Source organism: Massilia sp. UMI-21 (assembly GCA_015277795.1).
GTDB lineage: Bacteria > Pseudomonadota > Gammaproteobacteria > Burkholderiales > Burkholderiaceae_D > Telluria.
The window spans coordinates 1,350,873-1,367,411 of the sequence record CP063848.1 but is presented as its reverse complement, the minus strand read 5'-3'; the positions used below and the strand labels follow the sequence as shown (position 1 = coordinate 1,367,411).

Genomic DNA, 16,539 nt, shown 5'->3' with positions numbered 1-16,539 from the left:
GCCCTGTCGGCGCCGCCCTCCTCGAGCAGCTTCTGCAATAAGAACGATGATGAAAAAAACTGTAATCGCAAGCCTGCTCGCGCTTTCGCTGGCGGCCTCGACGGCCAATGCGCAAGACGGCACCGGCTTCCCTTCCGTAAAAATCAGTGGTTTCGGCACTGGTGCCCTGACCTACGCCGATACCGACAAGGCCGAGTTCGCGCGTCCGAACCAGGCCAGCGGCTCGTCCAGGGATTTCCGCACCGGCATCGATTCGAACCTCGGCCTGCAGGCCGACATGCCGGTCAACAGCTGGCTGTCGCTGACTGCCCAGGGCCTGGTGCGCCGCGACGCCGAAGACAGCTACGGCGCCGAACTGAGCTGGGCGTTCGCCAAGGCCCGCATTTCGGATGAAGTCAGCGTGCGTATCGGCCGCGTCGGCCTGCCGGTGTTCATGATTTCCGACTACCGCAACGTCGGCTACGCCAACACCATGCTGCGTCCGCCGGCGGAAGTGTATTCGCAGGTGCCGTTCAACAGCGTCGACGGCCTCGATGTCACCTGGCAGCACGGCTTCGGCGACACCACCGTGACCTCGCAACTGGCCTACGGCAACGTGAAGTCCCCAATCTCGGGCAACATCCACGCCAAGGGCAAGAAACTGGCCGCGCTCAACGTCAGCGCCGAACACGGTCCGTTCACGGTCCGCGCCGGCCACGCCACCGGCGAGATCACCATCGACGACTCGGCCTCGCTCAATACCCTGGTCGCTGGCCTGCGTGCCGCCGGCGCCGGTTACCGCTTCGCCCAGCTGCCGGTCCTGGCCGACGAGATCGAAGTGAAGGACAAGCGCGCTTCGTTCAGCTCGCTGGGCCTGACCATGGACTGGAACAACATCGTGGTCCAGACCGAATTTGCCAAGCGCAAGACCAAGACCTACATCAACGACACCACCTCGTGGTACGTGATGGGCGGCTATCGGATCGGCAAGTTCCTGCCCTACGTCAGCCACAGCAAGGTGCAGATCGACAGCGCCATCGTCAACACCGTTCCGGCAGCCTGCCCGACCGGCTATCCGGCGGCCTGCACCCCGACCCTGCAGCAGCTGGGCGTCGGCGTGCGCCGCCTGCCGAACGCCGGCGTGGGCCAGGGCGAGCAGTCCACCGACAGCATCGGCGTGCGCTGGGACTTCGCCAGCTCGGTGGCCCTGAAGGCCCAGATCGACCGCGTCAAGCCGAAGAACGGCACCGGCCTGTTCGTGAACGCCCAGCCGGGTTTCCGCGACACCGTGACCGTCGGCGCCGTCGCCCTCGACTTCGTGTTCTAAGGAGCGAACCATGCACAAGATGATTGCAAAGCTGTTCGCCCTCGCCGCCCTCGGCGCTTGCGCTGTCGCGCCGTCGGCCATGGCCGAAGTGGTGGTGGTGGTGAGCCCGAAAGCGGCCGAATCCAGCATGACCAAGGAGCAGGTCGCCCAGTTCTTCCTCGGCAAGTCCTCGAGCATGACCCCGATCGACCAGTCGGACTCGAGCGCGATCCGCGCCGAGTTCTACAAGAAGGTCGCGGACAAGGACGCCTCCCAGGCCAAGGCCTTGTGGTCCAAGCTGGTGTTCACCGGCAAGGCCACGATGCCGAAGGAAGTCGCCGACAACGCCGCCGTCAAGGCCGCCGTCGCCGCCAACCCGAAGGCCATCGGCTACATCGACAAGAGCGCCGTCGACGGCAGCGTCAAGGTCGTCTACTCGGCACCGTAAGCACACGACCGGCACGCCTGGCGCGTGCGAGTTGCGTGATCAGGTAGTACCCGCCGCCGGCCTCGTGCCGTCGGCGGTTTCTGCATTCTGGAGACATTACAATGAGCATCAAGCGCAGGATCTGGGCACTGCCCGTTATTTCCGCCATTATTTTCGGCCTCGGCGCCGGCGCCAGCGCGATGATCGCGAACGGCGCGCTGACCTCGATCACCACCACCGCGAGCGTCGATTACCCGGTGCTCGATGCCTCCAAGGCGCTTACCCTGGACGTCGCCGCCGTCGCCGACGGCTTGCGCGACTCCGTTGCCGAAGGCGACAAGGAAAAGATCACCCAGATCGGCGAGCAGGCCACCAGGCTGCGCGCCAGGCTGGACAAATTCAGGCAGATCCCGGGCCAGGCCGAGGTCGGCGCCCGCCTGGGCAAGGAATTCGACGCCTATTACGCGCCGGCCCTGTCGGCCGCGCGCATCATGCTGGAAATGGAACAGGGCGACCCGCAGGCCGTGGTCGGCAAGATGCAGTCGGCGCTGGCGGTGCTGAACACCGACCTGGCCAAGATCAACGACGCGGCCCAGCGCCAGTTCGCCGCCGGCATCGAGGCCAGCAAGAACAGCGTCAACAAGGTCGTGATGTCGATGATCATCACCGCACTGGTGGTCATCGCCAGCCTGGCGGTGGTGTCGTGGTTCGTGGTGCGCACCATCTGGCAGCAGCTGGGCGGCGAACCGGCCTACGCGCGCGAGATCGCCCAGGCGGTGGCCGGCGGCGACCTCTCGACCGAGATCCGCATCGAGGCCGGCGACCGCGGCAGCCTGCTGGTGGCGCTGAAGGAAATGCGCGGCCGCCTGGCGACCCTGGTCGCCGAGATCAAGGCCTCGGCCGACACCATCGCCATGGCCAGCTCGGAAATCGCGAGCGGCAATGCCGACCTGGCGCGCCGCACCGAATCGCAGGCGTCGAGCCTGGACCGCACCACCCGCTCGATGGAAGAGCTGACCGGCGCCGTGCGCGAGAACGCCAGCGCCGCCAGCCAGGCCAACGCGCTGGTGGAGACCGCGACCAGCATCGCCACCCGCGGCGGCCAGGTGGTCGGCGGCGTGGTGAGCACCATGGGCGACATCAACAGCTCGGCCAACAAGATCGTCGAGATCATCTCGGTCATCGACGGCATCGCTTTCCAGACCAATATCCTGGCGCTGAACGCCGCCGTGGAAGCGGCGCGCGCCGGCGAACAGGGCCGCGGTTTCGCGGTCGTGGCGGGCGAAGTGCGCAACCTGGCGCAGCGCTCGGCGGCGGCGGCCAAGGAGATCAAGGAACTGATCGGCGACTCGGTCTCGAAGGTGAGCGCCGGCAGCGCGCTGGTCGACGAAGCCGGCGTGACCATGGGCCAGATCGTGGAATCGGTGCGCAAGGTGCAGACCATCATGGCCGAGATCAGCGCCGCCGGCGCCCGCCAGAGCGCCGGCATCGACGACATCGGGCGCGCGATCGGCAGCATCGACGAGATGACCCAGCAGAACTCGGCGCTGGTCGAGGAAGCCTCGGCGGCGGCGGAGTCGCTGAGCGAGCAGACCACCCAGCTGACCCAGGCGCTGTCGGTGTTCAAGCTGGAAGCCGCCGCACCGGCGGTGTCGGGTCCGGGCAAGCGCCTGGCATTGCGGTAAGCAAGGCCCGCAGGCGCCGCCCACGCGTTCAGCCAGCCTGTGAGCAGCCGGGCGCCGTGCCCACGAAAGCCTTGAACGTGTGGCCGGCATCGACGGTGCGAACCGTGTGAATCCCCGGGTGGAGCCGCCCACCCCAGGGTTCGCCAGCCTGCCGGGCCGTGAAACGGCGCAGACCGCCGCATCCGGCGCCGTCAATACGCCATCTTGTCAGCCGATTCATACTCATTATCGGCTCGACCATAGGCGTTGCCAGGTGGACCATGAAAGCCCGTCCGAGCGCCTGTTCCCGTGGCGCATACGCATCTTCCCGGGACGGAATCCTTTACAAATTTGATGCCTGTAGGCATCATCCAAAGAATCCTTTCCGGGTACTTCCCCTTTCCTTTGTCCTTATGGCAGCAGTCCTTCCCAACACGATCACCGGTGCGCCCCTGTCGGGTCTGGCGCGGGCGCTCGTGCAGGCGAATCGGCTGAGCCCGGGACAGGCGGATGCGCTGCACAAGAAGGCCGCCGCCGACAAGACCGCCTTCATCGACGCGCTGCTCGAGAGCGCCATCATCGAGCCCGGCGCGCTGGCCAGCTTCTGCGCCGAGACCTTCGGCTACCCGCTGCTCGACCTGTCGAGCTTTGCGCCGGAAGCGATTCCCGCGACCGCCATCGACGCCAGGCTGATGCAGGCGCAGCGCGTCATCGCCTTGTCCAAGCGCGGTAACAAGATGTCGGTGGCGCTGTCGGACCCCACCAACACCCAGGCCCTGGACCAGATCAAGTTCCAGAGCGAGGCCTCGGTGGAGCCGGTGATCGTGGCCCACGACGTCCTGCTCAAGCTGCTGGGAAACCTGGCCAAGAGCGCCGAGGCGAGCCTGAACGAGCTGGCCGGCGAGGAAGGCGAGATCGAGTTCGCCGAGGAAGAAGCGCAGGCGGTGGCGGCGCCCGACGCCAGCGAAGTCGAGGACGCGCCGATCGTGCGCTTCCTGAACAAGATTTTGATGGATGCGCTGCAACTGGGCGCCTCGGATATCCACTTCGAGCCCTACGAGAAGTACTACCGCATCCGCTTGCGGGTGGACGGCGTGCTGCGCGACCACGCCAGCCCGCCGCTGTCGATCCGCGAAAAGCTGGTCTCGCGCATCAAGGTGCTGGCCAAGCTCGACATTTCTGAAAAGCGCGTGCCGCAGGACGGCCGCATGCGCCTGATCGTCGGCCCCACCCGCAGCATCGACTTCCGCGTCTCCACCCTGCCCACGCTGTTCGGCGAAAAGACCGTCATGCGTATCCTCGACGCCACCCAGGCGCAGATGGGCATCGACGCGCTCGGCTACGATCCCGAGCAGAAGGCGCTGCTGCTGGACGCGATCTCGCGCCCCTACGGCATGGTGCTGGTCACCGGCCCCACCGGTTCCGGCAAGACGGTGTCGCTGTACACCTGCCTGAACGTGCTGAACAAGCCGGGCATCAACATCTCGACCGCGGAGGATCCGGCCGAGATCAACCTGCCGGGCGTGAACCAGGTCAACGTCAACGACAAGGCCGGCCTCACCTTCCCGGTGGCGCTGAAATCCTTCCTGCGCCAGGATCCGGACATCATCATGGTCGGCGAGATCCGCGACCTGGAAACCGCCGACATCGCGATCAAGGCCGCCCAGACCGGCCACATGGTGTTCTCGACCCTGCACACCAACGACGCGCCCTCGACCCTGACGCGCCTGATGAACATGGGCGTGGCGCCCTTCAACATCGCCTCGTCGGTGATCCTGATCACCGCCCAGCGCCTGGCGCGCCGCCTGTGCAGTTGCAAGCAGCCGCTGGAAACGGGGCGCGAGGTGCTGCTGGCGGCCGGCTACCGCGAGGCCGACCTGGACGGCGGCTGGAAACCCTACGGCCCGGTGGGCTGCGACCGCTGCCTCGGCTCGGGCTACAAGGGACGGGTCGGCATCTACCAGCTGATGCCGATCACCCCAAGCATCGAGGCCCTGATCCTGGCGCACGGCAATTCGATGCAGATCGCCGAGCAGGCCGAGAAGGACGGCGTGAATTCACTGCGCCGCTCGGGCCTGATGAAAGTCAAACAAGGCCTCACGAGTCTCGAAGAAGTGCTCGGCTGCACCAACGAATAAGGCGAACACAGGACCACTATGGCAACGTCCCTACAAACCAGAAGCCGCGGCGGCGTGCAGGTCAAGGAATCGGTCTACGCCTGGGAAGGCAAGGACAAGACCGGCAAGACCGTGCGCGGCGAGCTGCGCGCCGGCGGCGAAGCGATCGTCAACGTCACCCTGCGCCGCCAGGGTATCCTGGTCACCAAGGTCAAGAAGAAGGCCTACCGCAGCGGGCGCAAGATCACCGACAAGGACCTGAGCCTGTTCACGCGCCAGCTGGCCACCATGATGAAGGCCGGCGTACCGCTGCTGCAGGCCTTCGACATCGTCGGCAAGGGCCACGGCAACCCGTCGATGGCCAGGCTGATCATGGACCTGCGCAACGACGTCGAGACCGGCACCAGCCTGAACAACGCCTTCCGCAAGTACCCGCTCTACTTCGACCCGCTGTTCTGCAACCTGGTGGGCGCCGGCGAACAGGCCGGCATCCTGGAAGACCTGCTCACCCGCCTGGCGATCTACAAGGAAAAGACGCTGGCCATCAAGGGCAAGATCAAGTCGGCCCTGATGTATCCGATCTCGATCATCGCCATCGCCTTCGTGGTCACGGCGGTCATCATGATCTGGGTGGTGCCGGCCTTCAAGGAAGTGTTCAAGACCTTCGGCGCCGACCTGCCGGCCCCGACCCTGATCGTGATGGCGATCTCGGAATTCTTCGTGGCCTGGTGGTACGTGATCTTCGGCGGCCTGTTCGCCGGCCTGTACTTCTTCTTCCAGTCCTGGAAACGCTCGCGCAGGATGCAGCAGGCGATGGACCGCCTGCTGCTGCGCCTGCCGATCTTCGGCGCCGTGATCCGCAAGGCCACCATCGCGCGCTGGACCCGCACCCTGTCGACCATGTTCGCGGCCGGCGTCCCGCTGGTCGAAGCGCTCGATTCGGTCGGCGGCGCGGCCGGCAACGACGTCTACCTGGAAGCGACCAGGAAGATCCAGCTCGAAGTCAGCACCGGCACCAGCCTGACGGTCTCGATGCAGAACGTGAACGTGTTCCCGAACATGGTGATCCAGATGGTCCAGATCGGCGAGGAATCCGGCTCGCTCGACGCCATGCTGGGCAAGGTGGCCGACTTCTTCGAAGAAGAGGTCGACGAGGCCGTGGCGGCGCTGTCCTCGCTGATGGAGCCCCTGATCATGGTGATCCTGGGGGTCTTGATTGGCGGGCTGGTGATTGCGATGTACATGCCGATCTTCAAGCTGGGCTCGGTGGTGTAGGGCAGGCCGCCGCGCGCCTGTTCCAGGTCGGACAGCTCTGGGCAGGCGCGCCTGCTCCGGGACGCAGAACGACACCGGTGGCGAGCGCAGTGGCGGAGCCTTTGCTTGGCGTCACAGACATCTCAGGCTGCGGGGCCGAACATCGCCCCCGCCCCGTCCAGGATGCGGCGCACCGCCGGATGCCGCTCGCGCCGCTCCACCGACACCGCGTAGAAATGCTCGACGATGCCGTCGATGGTGCCGATCGCCTCCAGGCCGTTCTCGGCCGCCACGATGTCGGCCAGCACCGTCGGCGTCACCATGAAGCCGGTGCCGGCGCGGGCAAAGGATTTGAGCAGCGCGCCGTCATCGAATTCGCCCACCGTGATCGGCCGCAACTCATGGGTTTCGAACCAGCTTTTCAGCTGGCTGTGGATGGCCGCCTCCTGCCCCGGCAGGAGAAAGGGCGCGTGCTTCAGGCGTTGCGGAAAGTCGCCATGCCAGGCCCGGCACAGGTCGGGGTGGCCCAGCACGGTCAGGGTGCTCGAACCGAGCAGCCGGGTGTGGCCCCGCACCGCGCCGCCGGTCGGCAGGCCCTGGTCGGCGATGACCAGATCGAGCTTGTGCGTGGTGAGGTCGAGCACCAGGTCCTCGAAGCGGCCTTCGCGGCAGATCAGGCGCATCGCCAGGCCGGCTTCGCGCGCCGGTTGCAGCAGGCGGAAGGCCATGGTCTTGGCGATCACGTCGCAAATGCCGACCCGCAGCGTCTCGTCCCCCGTGAACATGCCGCGCCGCACCGCCTGTTCGAGCTCGTTGCCGAGGTCAAAGATCTGCTCGGCGTAACGCAGCACGGTCTTGCCGGCCTCGGTGAGCGCCAGCAGCCTGCCCTTCTTCTGGAACAGCTTCTCGCCCAGCTGGTCTTCCAGCACCTGCAACTGCATGCTGATCGCCTGCGCCGTCACGTGCAGTTGTTCGGCCGCGCGCGCCACGGTTCCCAGCGTGGCCACGGCGTGAAAGTAATGAAGGTGCTTGTAATTGAGCATGGGGGCATCCGGATAAAAATCAATAAAACTTACGATTCGCGAAAGATTAATCGATTTTACTTAATAATTGCGCGGCCCTATAGTGATTTCACTTTCACATCACCGAGGTCGCCATGCACACTTATCCCGCCAACAGTCCCGCCGCAGTGAGCCGCATCCTGGCCCTGTCCATGATCGTCGACGGCCATGTCAGTCCGTCCGAAGTGCGCACCATGCACGGGTCGAGCTTCCTGCAGCAGGTCAAGGTTGACGACGACACCTTCGACACCACCTTGCGCGAACTGTGCGAAGACCTGCTGGGCGCCGCCGCCAACCGGCATGCCGGCATGGTCGAAATCGAACCGGCCCTGCTGGACGCCCTGCTGCGCGACATCCGCGATCCGCTCCTCCAGATCTGCCTGTGGAAGACCATGGTCGACATCATCGAGGCCGACGGTCATCTCGACGATCGCGAGACCACGCTGGTGCGGCGCGCGGCGCGCGCCTGGTTCGGCCAGGACGAGGCCACCGCCCCTGCCCGCGCCCTGGCCGGCTGAGGCCGGCCTGATCCCCGACCGGAGATGCCATGGACCTGCTCGTCCTGCCCTGCCCCCGCACCCCGGCCTGGACCTGGCCGGTATGCCTTGCCGGCGGCGATGCGCGGCCGCACAGGCATATAATCCTCTGCAAGCAGTCCGCGTCGCCCCTCCCGCATAACAAGGAGCAGCAATGATGACGGTACTCATGTTCCTGCTCGGCCTGGTCACGCTGGTCGCCGGCGCCGAAGCCCTGGTGCGCGGCGCTTCCCGGCTCGCGCTCTCGTTCGGCATTTCCCCCCTCGTGGTCGGGCTCACCGTGGTCGCCTTCGGCACCAGTTCGCCGGAGCTGGCGATCAGCGTGCAGTCCTCCTTCTCCGGCCGCGCCGACCTGGCGCTTGGCAACGTGGTGGGCAGCAACATCTTCAACATCCTGTTCATCCTCGGTGTTTCGGCCCTGATCACTCCCCTGCTGGTAGCGCGCCAGCTGGTGCGCCAGGAAGTGCCGGTCATGATCGGCATCTCGCTGCTGCTGCTGGCGCTGGCGGCCGACGGCCACATCGGCCGCGCCGACGGCGTGCTGATGGTGGGCCTGCTGGTCGCCTACCTCGTTTTCCTGATCCGCCAGTCGCGCCGCCAGCCGGCAGACGGCGCCGGCCCGGCCGACGACCTGCCCGCGCCTGCCGCCGGCTGGGCAGGCCACCCGGCCGTGCAGCTGCTGCTGGTCGGCGCCGGGCTCGGCCTGCTGGTGCTGGGCGCCAACTGGCTGGTCGAGGCGGCGGTCAGCTTCGCCAAGGCATTCGGGGTCAGCGAGCTGGTGATCGGCCTGACGATCGTCGCGGCCGGCACCTCGTTTCCGGAAGTGGCCACCTCGATCGTCGCCGCGCTGCGCGGCCAGCGCGACATCGCGGTCGGCAACGTGATCGGCAGCAATATCTTCAACATCCTTGCGGTGCTGGGCCTGACCAGCGCGGTGAGTCCGGCCGGGATCGCGGTCGCCCCCTCGATCCTCGCTTTCGATTTTCCGGTCATGATCGCGGTGGCGCTCGCCTGCCTGCCGGTGTTCTTCACCGGGAACCTGATTGCGCGCTGGGAGGGCGCCCTGTTCCTGGGCCTGTATGCGGCCTACATGGCGTACGTGCTGCTGGCGGCCCAGCAACACGATGCGCTGCACCCGTACAGCGCGGTGATGATGACGGCCGTGCTGCCGCTGCTCGCCCTGACGCTGGCGGTGGTGGCCTGGCGCGAATGGCAGGTCCGGCACCGCCGCCGCGCCTGAACCCGACCCGACCATCCTGACAGGGGAACGCGATGGCACAGGCAGCACAGGCAGCACAGGCAAGCATGCCCCAGGCGGCCTGGATCCGCTGGGCCTGGCTGTTGCCGCTGGCGCTGCTGCCGGCGGTGGCGGCCCTGCCGGGCGAGCTGGCCAGCTGGTCGATGCCGTGGGTGGCCCCGCTCGGCATCCGGCTCGGCTTCGCCGCCGACGGCCTGGCGCGCCTGTTCCTGCTGCTGGTGTGCGCCGTCGGCGCCGCGGTGCTGGCCTATGCGCCCGGCTACCTGCGCGGCCATGCGCGGCTCGGCCAGCTGATGGCGCTGCTGATCGCCTTCATGCTGGCCATGGGCGGCGCCATCCTGGCCGACGACCTGCTGCTCCTGCTGCTGTTCTGGGAAGCGACCAGCCTGCTGTCCTTCCTGCTGGTGGGCTTCGAGCACGGCCATCCCGACAGCCGCGACAGCGCGCGCCAGGCGCTGCTGGTCACCGGCGCCGGCGGGCTGGCCCTGCTGGCCGGCTTCGTCCTGATCCTGCTGGCCGCGCCCGGCCTGCGCCTGAGCGACCTGGCCCGGCTCGACCCGGCCGTGCTGGCCGACACCCGCTTCCAGGCCGGCGCCGCGCTGGTGCTGCTGGGCGCCATGACCAAGTCGGCCCAGTTCCCCTTCCACTTCTGGCTGCCGGGGGCGATGGCGGCGCCGACCCCGGTCTCGGCCTACCTGCACTCGGCCACCATGGTCAACCTCGGGGTCTACGTCATGGCCCGCTTCGACGAGGCGATGGGGGCGGTGCCCTGGTGGGAAGGCACGCTGCTGGCGATCGGCACGCTCACCGCACTGTGGGGGGCGGTGCAGGCGCCGCGCGAACGCGACCTGAAGCGCATCCTGGCCTGGTCCACCGTCTCGGCGCTGGGCACGCTCACCGTGCTGATCGGTTTGCCCAACGAACTCGGCGCGCTCGCCTTCGCGGCGTTCCTGCTGGCCCATGCGCTGTACAAGGCGCCGCTGTTCTTCGTCGCCGGCAACATCGACCATGCCACCGGCACCCGCCTGATCGACCGCCTGCGCGGACTGCGCCACGGCATGCCGGCCACCGCGCTGGCGGCGCTGCTGGCGGGGGTCTCGATGGCCGGGCTGCCGGCCACCATCGGCTTCATCGCCAAGGACAGCGTCAAGGCGGCCAAGGAAGTCAGCGACGTGCTGTGGGTGGTCGAAGGCGCCAGCCTGCTGGTGAGCACGGTCGGCGTGGCGGTCGCGAGCGTGGCGGCAGTGCGCATCTTCTTCGGCCGGCCGGAACATCCCGCCGGCCATGCGCCGCACGAGGGCGGCTGGCGGCTCACGGTCCCGCCGCTGGCGCTGGCCGGTCTCGGCATTGCGCTGGGGTTGTTCCCGTCGCTGGCCGAAACCCTGGTGACCGACGCCGCGCGCATGATCGCACCCGGCCTGCAGCGCGCCGATGCAGTCCTGGCCCCCGAGTGGCTGCTGCGCCTTGAGGGCTTCGCCATCGTGTGGGCGGTCGGGGCGGCGGTCTATGTCGGCTGGAACCGCCTGCACCGCCTGCTCGAGCGGCTGCGCTTCCTCGACCGCGCCGGCCCTGCCGCCGCCTACGGCGCCGCGCTGCGCGGCCTCAAGCATGGGGCCGGCATGCTGATCGGCGCCCTGCAGTCCGGCCGCCTGGGCCGCTACCTGGGCCTGAGCGCCGCCGCCACGGTGCTGTTCGCCGCTCCCTGGGCCTTTGGCCTGTCGTTCGGCGCGCCGCGGGCCGCCGGCGCGGACGGAGCGGGTGTGCTGGCCGGCTGCCTGGCCATCATCCTCGGCGCCGGGCTGGCCGTGCGCGGCCGCGACACCCTGCAGCGCCTGCTCGCCACCGGCGCGGTCGGGGCCGGCAGCGCGATCGTGTTCCTGTTTCGCGGCGCGCCCGACCTGGCCCTCACCCAGCTGGTCGTGGAGACCGTGTTCGTGGCGGTGGCCGCGGTGGCGCTGCACCGCTACCGCCCGCGGCAGCACGCGGACGCCGGCCGTGCCGGCGCCTGGCGGGCCGGCATCGCCCTGGCCTTTGGGCTGCTGCTCGGCGCCGCGCTGCTGGCGCTGGGCGACCGGCCCTTCGATGCCGCCATGTCCGAGTACTTCCTGGCGCAGAGCGTGCCGCAGGCGCACGGACGCAACGTGGTCAACGTCATCATCGTCGACTTCCGCGCCCTCGACACGCTCGGCGAGATCGCCGTGCTCATGCTGGCGGCCCTGGCGGCACGGCCGCTGGCGCGCCGCCTGCGCCGCAGGAGGAATGCCCCATGAATCCGGATCGCTCGATCGTGCTGGAAAACGCCGTGTCCACGCTGTACTGGATCATGCTGGCGGCCGCCCTGTGGCTGCTGCTGCGCGGCCATAACGCGCCGGGCGGCGGCTTCGTTGCCGCCCTGGTGGCGGTGGCGGCAAGCGCCGCCCACGCCCTGGTGTTCGGCAGCGCGGCGGCACGCGCACGCCTGCCGCTCGCGCCGCTCGGCCTGAGCGCGCTTGGCCTCGCGCTGGCGGCGGCCAGCGGCCTGCCGGCGCTGGCGCTGGGGCAGGACTTCCTGACCCACTGGTGGGGCGAACTGGGCGCCGGCGACCTGGCGCTCAAGCTCTCCACCGTGCTGCTGTTCGACCTCGGCGTGGCATTGTGCGTCTGGGGCGCGCTCGGCGGCTTCTGCCTGCGCTTGCTGGAGAATCTGCGATGATCGAATGGGCGATTGCGGCAAGCGTGGCCGTGGTGGCGGCAAGCGGCCTGTACCTGGCGAGCTCGCGCGACCTGATATCGATCGCGGTCGGCCTGGCCCTGCTCGGCTCGGCAGTGAACCTGTTTGCGTTCGCGGCCGGACGCCTGGAACAGGCCGCGCCGCCGCTGCTTGCCGCCGGCGCCGCCGCGCCGCCCGGACTGGTCGCCAACCCGGTGCCGCAAGCGCTGGTGTTGACCGCGATCGTGATCGGCTTCGCCTTTGCCTGTTTCGCCATCGCCCTGGCGCTGGCGCTGGCGGCGCATGACGAGCGCGCCGACGCCGACGCGCTGGAACTGGCCGAGCCGCCGGCGCGCGCGAACGGCGATCCGGGAGAATTGCCATGAACGGGGTGCTGGCCGCGTCGCCGGTGCTGGTGCCGCTGCTCACGGCGGCGCTGACGCTCGGCCTGGCCCGGCGCCCGGCGCGCCAGCGCGCCGCCAGCCTGGCCGGCGCCTCCCTGCTGCTGCTGTGCGCCTTGCTGCTGCTGCACGGCGCCATCGGCGGCGCGACGCTGGAGGCACGCTTCGGCGGCTGGGAGGCCCCGTTCGCGATCGCCTTCCGCATCGACCGCGCCGCCGCGCTGATGTTGACCGTCAATGCCGTGCTGGCGCTGGCGGTGCTGGGCTACCCAAGCCGCGGCGGGGTGCTGGCGGCGCCGTCCGGCCCGCCCCTGCTGCACGGCCTGCTGGCCGGGGCCGGCGGCGCCTACGCCACCGCCGACCTGTTCAACCTGTACGTCTGGTTCGAGGTGATGCTGATCTCGGCGCTCGGGCTGATCGTGGCGGGACGCCGGCCTGCGCAGCTCGAAGCGGGCCTGAAATACCTCGTCCTGAGCCTGTTCGGCACGGTCCTGCTGCTGGCGGCGGTGGCCGGACTGTACGGCCTGACCGGGCAGCTCAACTATGCGGCGCTGGGCGCCGCGCTGGCCGGGCGCGGCGCCGATCCGCTGGCCCTGCTGCTGGGCGCGCTGCTGATGGTCGCGCTCCTGATCAAGGCCGCCGCCTTCCCCTTCCTGTTCTGGCTCCCGGCCGCCTACCCGACCGCGCCGGCGCCGGTGCTGGCGCTGTTCACCGCGCTCGGGGCCAAGGTCGGCGCCTTCGCGCTGCTGCGCGTGCTCGGCGAGGTGTTCCCGGCCGGCGCGCCCGCGTATGCCCAGGGCCTGGGCTGGATCGCGGTGGCCACCATGATCGTGGGCGTGATGGGCGCGGTCTATCACTACGACCTGCGCCGCATCCTGGCCTTCCATAGCGTCAGCCAGATGGGCTATATCCTGCTGGCGGCGGCGCTGGGCGGCGCCGCCGGCATCGCGGCGGCGCTGTTCTTCAGCATCCATCACATCCTGGTCAAGGCCAACCTGTACCTGATCGCCGACATGATCGCGCGCCGCGGCGGCCACTACGACCTGCGCCGCATCGGCGGGCTGGCCGGCAGCGATCCGGCGCTGGCCGCCCTGTTCGCGCTGGGAGCGGCTGCGCTGGTCGGGATTCCGCCGCTGTCGGGATTCTGGGCCAAGCTGCTGGTGGTCCGTGAAGGTTTCGGCCAGGAGCACTACCTGTGGATGGCGTTCGCCTTGCTCACCGGCGCCCTCACCCTGCTGTCGATGAGCAAGATCTGGATCGAGGCATTCTGGAAACCGGCCCCCGCACCGGAGCCCGCGGCGCCGGCCGTACTGGCGCCGCGCGCTTGGCTGGCCAGCGGCGCGCTGTCGCTGCTGGCGCTGGGCATCGGCCTGTTTCCCGGCCCGCTGATCGACTTCCTGGGCGCAGCGGCCGGCAGCATGGCGCCGTCGCCCGCCGGAGGACGGCCATGAAGCGCATCGCCGCCGGCTTCCTTCTACTGTGGCGCCTGTTCGCGGCGGTCGCCCGCTCGGGCTGGCAGATTTCGTGGCGCATCCTGCGTCCGGAGCGTGGCTTCGCCCCGGGTTTCGCCGACTATCATTTCTCGCCGATGGGGCCGGCCGCCACCACCGTGCTGGCCTGCCTGATCTGCCTCACGCCCGGCACCACGGCAGTCGATGTCGACGTCGCCGCCGGGCGCATCCGCCTGCATCTGCTCGACGCCGCCGCCGCCGAGGCCACGCTGCAGGAAATCCGTTCGCTGTTCGAAAGCGCCGTACGGGCGCTGTTCGCCAAGGAGGTGGGACCATGACGATCTGGGCCGAGATACTGTTGGGTGTGACGCTGCTGCTGGTGCTGGAGGCGTTCCGCCGCCTGCCGGGCAGCGCCAACCGGCTGGTGGCCGTAGACATCCTGGGGGCCTGCGCCCTCGCGGCCTGCGTGATCGCCGCCGCGCGCACCGGCAATACGGCCTTCCTGGACGTGGCGCTCGGCTTCGCCCTGGTCGCGTTTTTCGGCACCGTGTGCTGGGCCTCGGCGCTGCGTGCCGGCGCCGGGCGCGGAGACGCGCCATGAGCACGCTCGGATGGCTGCTGATGGTGACAGGCGCGGCGCTGCTGGCGGTGGCGGCGCTCGGCCTGCTGCGCCTGCCCGATGCCCTGTCGCGCCAGCATGCGGCCACCAAGGCGGCGACCCTGGCGCTGGGCTTCATGTTGGCGGGGCTGGCCGTGCTGCAGCCTTCCGCCGCCTGGTGGATCCGGATCGGGGCGCTGGTCGTGCTGCTGGCGCTGACGGTGCCGGTCGCCTCGCACGCGCTGGCGCGCGCCGCGGCCGCGGCCGACCAAGCGGATGCCTAGCGCAGCGCCGCCTGCAACTGGCGCGCCATCCGTCCCACCAGGGCCCGCCACAGGTAGCCGCCCATCCTGAGGGGCCGGCGCCGGTCGGCGCCGCGCCGCCCCATCCGCTGCGGCAGGAAGAAGCGGCCGAAGGTCGACAGGCCGCTGCGCCGCAGCGTCCAGAAGCAGCCGCCGGCATAGACGGTATCGAAGCCGTCTTCGGCGCGCAGCAACTGCAGCGCCGTTCCGGAAAACATGGCCACATGCGCCGCGGGCAGTTCGCCATTGGCGCGCGGCCGCAGGCGGAATCCATTCCGGTAGGACAGTTCTACGGTCTGACGCAGGTCGGGCAGGTGCAGCAGCAAGGGCTTGAGCAGGCGCAGCCGCTCAAGCAGCGCGGGCAACACGTGCATGCCTGTGGTGACCCGCTCGCGGTAGCGGGAAAATGCCGCCTTCAGTTCGCCCAGCGAGGCTTGCGGCGGGCGCGGCAGCGGTGGCGGGCGCTCGCGCCAGCGTTCGGTCCAGTACGCCAGTGCCCGCTCGTGCGCGGGCGCCAGGCTAGCGGGCGTATCGCGCTGCAGGTCGATGCAGGTGCCGGGCGCCAGGAAGCGCAGCACGCCGCGCAGCTTGTCGAGCCGCGACAGCTCCAGCAGCTCGGCCGGCGCCAGCCTGCCGCCGTTGAGCCACACATTGTCGGCCCGCGCAAAGCGCGCAAACGAGGCCAGCGGCAGCACCAGCTTCGGCCGGAAGCGCTCGACCTGCGCCGCCAGGCGCTCCACCGCCGCCCTGGAGGCGGCTTCGCGCAGCGCAAACTGCTCCGGGTTGCCGCACCAGCCCATGCTGCCGAAGCCGGTGAGCAGCAGGTCGATGCGCGAAGCCGCCTTGCCGATGCGCGGCGCCGCGGCATGGCAGGCGGCCGCGGTGGGCAGGGCGCGGTCGCCCAGGTTGAGGATGCTGCGTCCGCCGCAGCCGATCAGGCAGGCGGTGTCGCCGTCGCCGTTGGCCAGCGCGGTCAGGCGCAGGTCGCCCGCCAGCGCCACCGTGACGCCGTCCGGGCACGGGGCCACCGGCAGCCGCTGGCGCCGCAGCTCATCGAGGATGCGCATGTCGCGCCCCGGCCGGTAGAGAAAGGTGGCGATGCCGCGGAATTCGCTGCGGAAGCGGCGCAGGAAGGCCAGCGAGAAATGGTCGGGCTGGGCGCGCGAGCACCAGATATAGACCGGCACGCCGGCCGCGTTGAGCGTCTCGAGCAGGGCTGCGTTGCTGGTCGAACCGTCGAGCAGGCTCCAGGCGCCGTCCAGCACTGCCCCCTCGAGCCAGGGATCGGATACCAGCAGCGCGCCATCGGTACGCACCATGAAGCAGGCGTGATTCAGGAAAGTCAGTGTCGGGTGCGGCATTGCAGGTCTCCGGCAGTAGCGGAACAAGGCTTCTCCAGGGTCAGCCTAGCCGCGCGCCACAGCCGGGGCATGATCCCCCACAATCGTGCGCCAGAGCGCCCGGACAATGGCCTGTCGACGGAAGCTTCGCCAAAT

The 16,539-nt window shown here is 69.2% G+C and carries 16 protein-coding genes; 14 read left to right on the top strand and 2 right to left on the bottom strand.

Annotated elements, in window-relative coordinates:
- The first annotated feature begins 49 nt into the window (after window positions 1-49).
- The 5 genes from IM543_06105 (at window position 50) to IM543_06085 (ending at window position 6,768) form a co-directional block, all read left to right on the top strand.
- The gene (locus tag IM543_06105) at window positions 50-1,306 is read left to right on the top strand and encodes a hypothetical protein (GenBank protein QOY95432.1); all 1,257 of its coding nucleotides are present in this window, start codon (window positions 50-52) and stop codon (window positions 1,304-1,306) included.
- A gap of 19 nt (window positions 1,307-1,325) precedes the next feature.
- Window positions 1,326-1,733, top strand: a complete 408-nt coding sequence (locus IM543_06100; protein QOY96542.1) for a hypothetical protein — start codon at window positions 1,326-1,328, stop codon at window positions 1,731-1,733.
- 101 nt (window positions 1,734-1,834) lie between these two features.
- Window positions 1,835-3,397 carry a chemotaxis protein gene (locus tag IM543_06095; GenBank protein ID QOY95431.1) on the top strand — a complete coding sequence of 521 codons (1,563 nt, stop codon included), beginning with the start codon at window positions 1,835-1,837 and terminating at the stop codon, window positions 3,395-3,397.
- A 392-nt stretch (window positions 3,398-3,789) separates the two neighbouring features.
- Complete coding sequence (gene pilB / locus IM543_06090; GenBank protein QOY95430.1) at window positions 3,790-5,514, top strand: type IV-A pilus assembly ATPase PilB; 1,725 nt, start codon at window positions 3,790-3,792, stop codon at window positions 5,512-5,514.
- A gap of 18 nt (window positions 5,515-5,532) precedes the next feature.
- Complete coding sequence (locus IM543_06085) at window positions 5,533-6,768, top strand: type II secretion system F family protein (GenBank protein ID QOY95429.1); 1,236 nt, start codon at window positions 5,533-5,535, stop codon at window positions 6,766-6,768.
- A 122-nt stretch (window positions 6,769-6,890) separates the two neighbouring features.
- Here IM543_06085 and IM543_06080 read toward each other — a convergent pair whose 3' ends face one another.
- Window positions 6,891-7,790: a LysR family transcriptional regulator gene (locus IM543_06080; GenBank protein QOY95428.1), complete on the bottom strand. Its 900-nt coding sequence runs from the start codon at window positions 7,788-7,790 to the stop codon at window positions 6,891-6,893.
- A gap of 113 nt (window positions 7,791-7,903) precedes the next feature.
- Here IM543_06080 and IM543_06075 point away from each other — a divergent pair, with 113 nt between their 5' ends.
- From IM543_06075 to IM543_06035, 9 genes are all read left to right on the top strand, one after another.
- Complete coding sequence (locus tag IM543_06075; protein ID QOY95427.1) at window positions 7,904-8,326, top strand: TerB family tellurite resistance protein; 423 nt, start codon at window positions 7,904-7,906, stop codon at window positions 8,324-8,326.
- Between the two features lie 172 nt (window positions 8,327-8,498).
- Window positions 8,499-9,584, top strand: a complete 1,086-nt coding sequence (locus IM543_06070; GenBank protein ID QOY95426.1) for a calcium/sodium antiporter — start codon at window positions 8,499-8,501, stop codon at window positions 9,582-9,584.
- Between the two features lie 32 nt (window positions 9,585-9,616).
- On the top strand, window positions 9,617-11,872 hold the full coding sequence (locus IM543_06065) for a DUF4040 domain-containing protein (protein QOY95425.1): 2,256 nt from the start codon (window positions 9,617-9,619) through the stop codon (window positions 11,870-11,872).
- On the top strand, window positions 11,869-12,294 hold the full coding sequence (locus IM543_06060) for an MnhB domain-containing protein (protein ID QOY95424.1): 426 nt from the start codon (window positions 11,869-11,871) through the stop codon (window positions 12,292-12,294). The genes IM543_06065 and IM543_06060 overlap by 4 nt, the downstream gene beginning before the upstream one ends.
- Window positions 12,291-12,677 carry an NADH-quinone oxidoreductase subunit K gene (locus IM543_06055; GenBank protein ID QOY95423.1) on the top strand — a complete coding sequence of 129 codons (387 nt, stop codon included), beginning with the start codon at window positions 12,291-12,293 and terminating at the stop codon, window positions 12,675-12,677. Before IM543_06060 ends, IM543_06055 begins: the two co-directional genes overlap by 4 nt.
- Window positions 12,674-14,143, top strand: a complete 1,470-nt coding sequence (locus IM543_06050; protein ID QOY95422.1) for a Na+/H+ antiporter subunit D — start codon at window positions 12,674-12,676, stop codon at window positions 14,141-14,143. Before IM543_06055 ends, IM543_06050 begins: the two co-directional genes overlap by 4 nt.
- On the top strand, window positions 14,140-14,481 hold the full coding sequence (locus tag IM543_06045) for a Na+/H+ antiporter subunit E (GenBank protein ID QOY95421.1): 342 nt from the start codon (window positions 14,140-14,142) through the stop codon (window positions 14,479-14,481). The genes IM543_06050 and IM543_06045 overlap by 4 nt, the downstream gene beginning before the upstream one ends.
- Window positions 14,478-14,744, top strand: a complete 267-nt coding sequence (locus tag IM543_06040; GenBank protein QOY95420.1) for a hypothetical protein — start codon at window positions 14,478-14,480, stop codon at window positions 14,742-14,744. The genes IM543_06045 and IM543_06040 overlap by 4 nt, the downstream gene beginning before the upstream one ends.
- Complete coding sequence (locus IM543_06035; protein ID QOY95419.1) at window positions 14,741-15,025, top strand: monovalent cation/H(+) antiporter subunit G; 285 nt, start codon at window positions 14,741-14,743, stop codon at window positions 15,023-15,025. The genes IM543_06040 and IM543_06035 overlap by 4 nt, the downstream gene beginning before the upstream one ends.
- Here IM543_06035 and IM543_06030 read toward each other — a convergent pair.
- Entirely contained in the window at window positions 15,022-16,404 is a 1,383-nt protein-coding gene (locus tag IM543_06030) for a hypothetical protein (GenBank protein ID QOY95418.1), read from the bottom strand. The genes IM543_06035 and IM543_06030 overlap by 4 nt on opposite strands.
- Window positions 16,405-16,539 lie beyond the last annotated feature (135 nt).

Bases quoted from the DNA above. Each gene is read 5' to 3' on its own strand.
- IM543_06105 (QOY95432.1), top strand. From the start codon at position 50: ATGAAAAAAACTGTAATCGCAAGCCTGCTCGCGCTTTCGCTGGCGGCC.
- IM543_06100 (QOY96542.1), top strand. From the start codon at position 1,326: ATGATTGCAAAGCTGTTCGCCCTCGCCGCCCTCGGCGCTTGCGCTGTC.
- IM543_06095 (QOY95431.1), top strand. From the start codon at position 1,835: ATGAGCATCAAGCGCAGGATCTGGGCACTGCCCGTTATTTCCGCCATT.
- pilB (QOY95430.1), top strand. From the start codon at position 3,790: ATGGCAGCAGTCCTTCCCAACACGATCACCGGTGCGCCCCTGTCGGGT.
- IM543_06085 (QOY95429.1), top strand. From the start codon at position 5,533: ATGGCAACGTCCCTACAAACCAGAAGCCGCGGCGGCGTGCAGGTCAAG.
- IM543_06080 (QOY95428.1), bottom strand. From the start codon at position 7,790: ATGCTCAATTACAAGCACCTTCATTACTTTCACGCCGTGGCCACGCTG.
- IM543_06075 (QOY95427.1), top strand. From the start codon at position 7,904: ATGCACACTTATCCCGCCAACAGTCCCGCCGCAGTGAGCCGCATCCTG.
- IM543_06070 (QOY95426.1), top strand. From the start codon at position 8,499: ATGATGACGGTACTCATGTTCCTGCTCGGCCTGGTCACGCTGGTCGCC.
- IM543_06065 (QOY95425.1), top strand. From the start codon at position 9,617: ATGGCACAGGCAGCACAGGCAGCACAGGCAAGCATGCCCCAGGCGGCC.
- IM543_06060 (QOY95424.1), top strand. From the start codon at position 11,869: ATGAATCCGGATCGCTCGATCGTGCTGGAAAACGCCGTGTCCACGCTG.
- IM543_06055 (QOY95423.1), top strand. From the start codon at position 12,291: ATGATCGAATGGGCGATTGCGGCAAGCGTGGCCGTGGTGGCGGCAAGC.
- IM543_06050 (QOY95422.1), top strand. From the start codon at position 12,674: ATGAACGGGGTGCTGGCCGCGTCGCCGGTGCTGGTGCCGCTGCTCACG.
- IM543_06045 (QOY95421.1), top strand. From the start codon at position 14,140: ATGAAGCGCATCGCCGCCGGCTTCCTTCTACTGTGGCGCCTGTTCGCG.
- IM543_06040 (QOY95420.1), top strand. From the start codon at position 14,478: ATGACGATCTGGGCCGAGATACTGTTGGGTGTGACGCTGCTGCTGGTG.
- IM543_06035 (QOY95419.1), top strand. From the start codon at position 14,741: ATGAGCACGCTCGGATGGCTGCTGATGGTGACAGGCGCGGCGCTGCTG.
- IM543_06030 (QOY95418.1), bottom strand. From the start codon at position 16,404: ATGCCGCACCCGACACTGACTTTCCTGAATCACGCCTGCTTCATGGTG.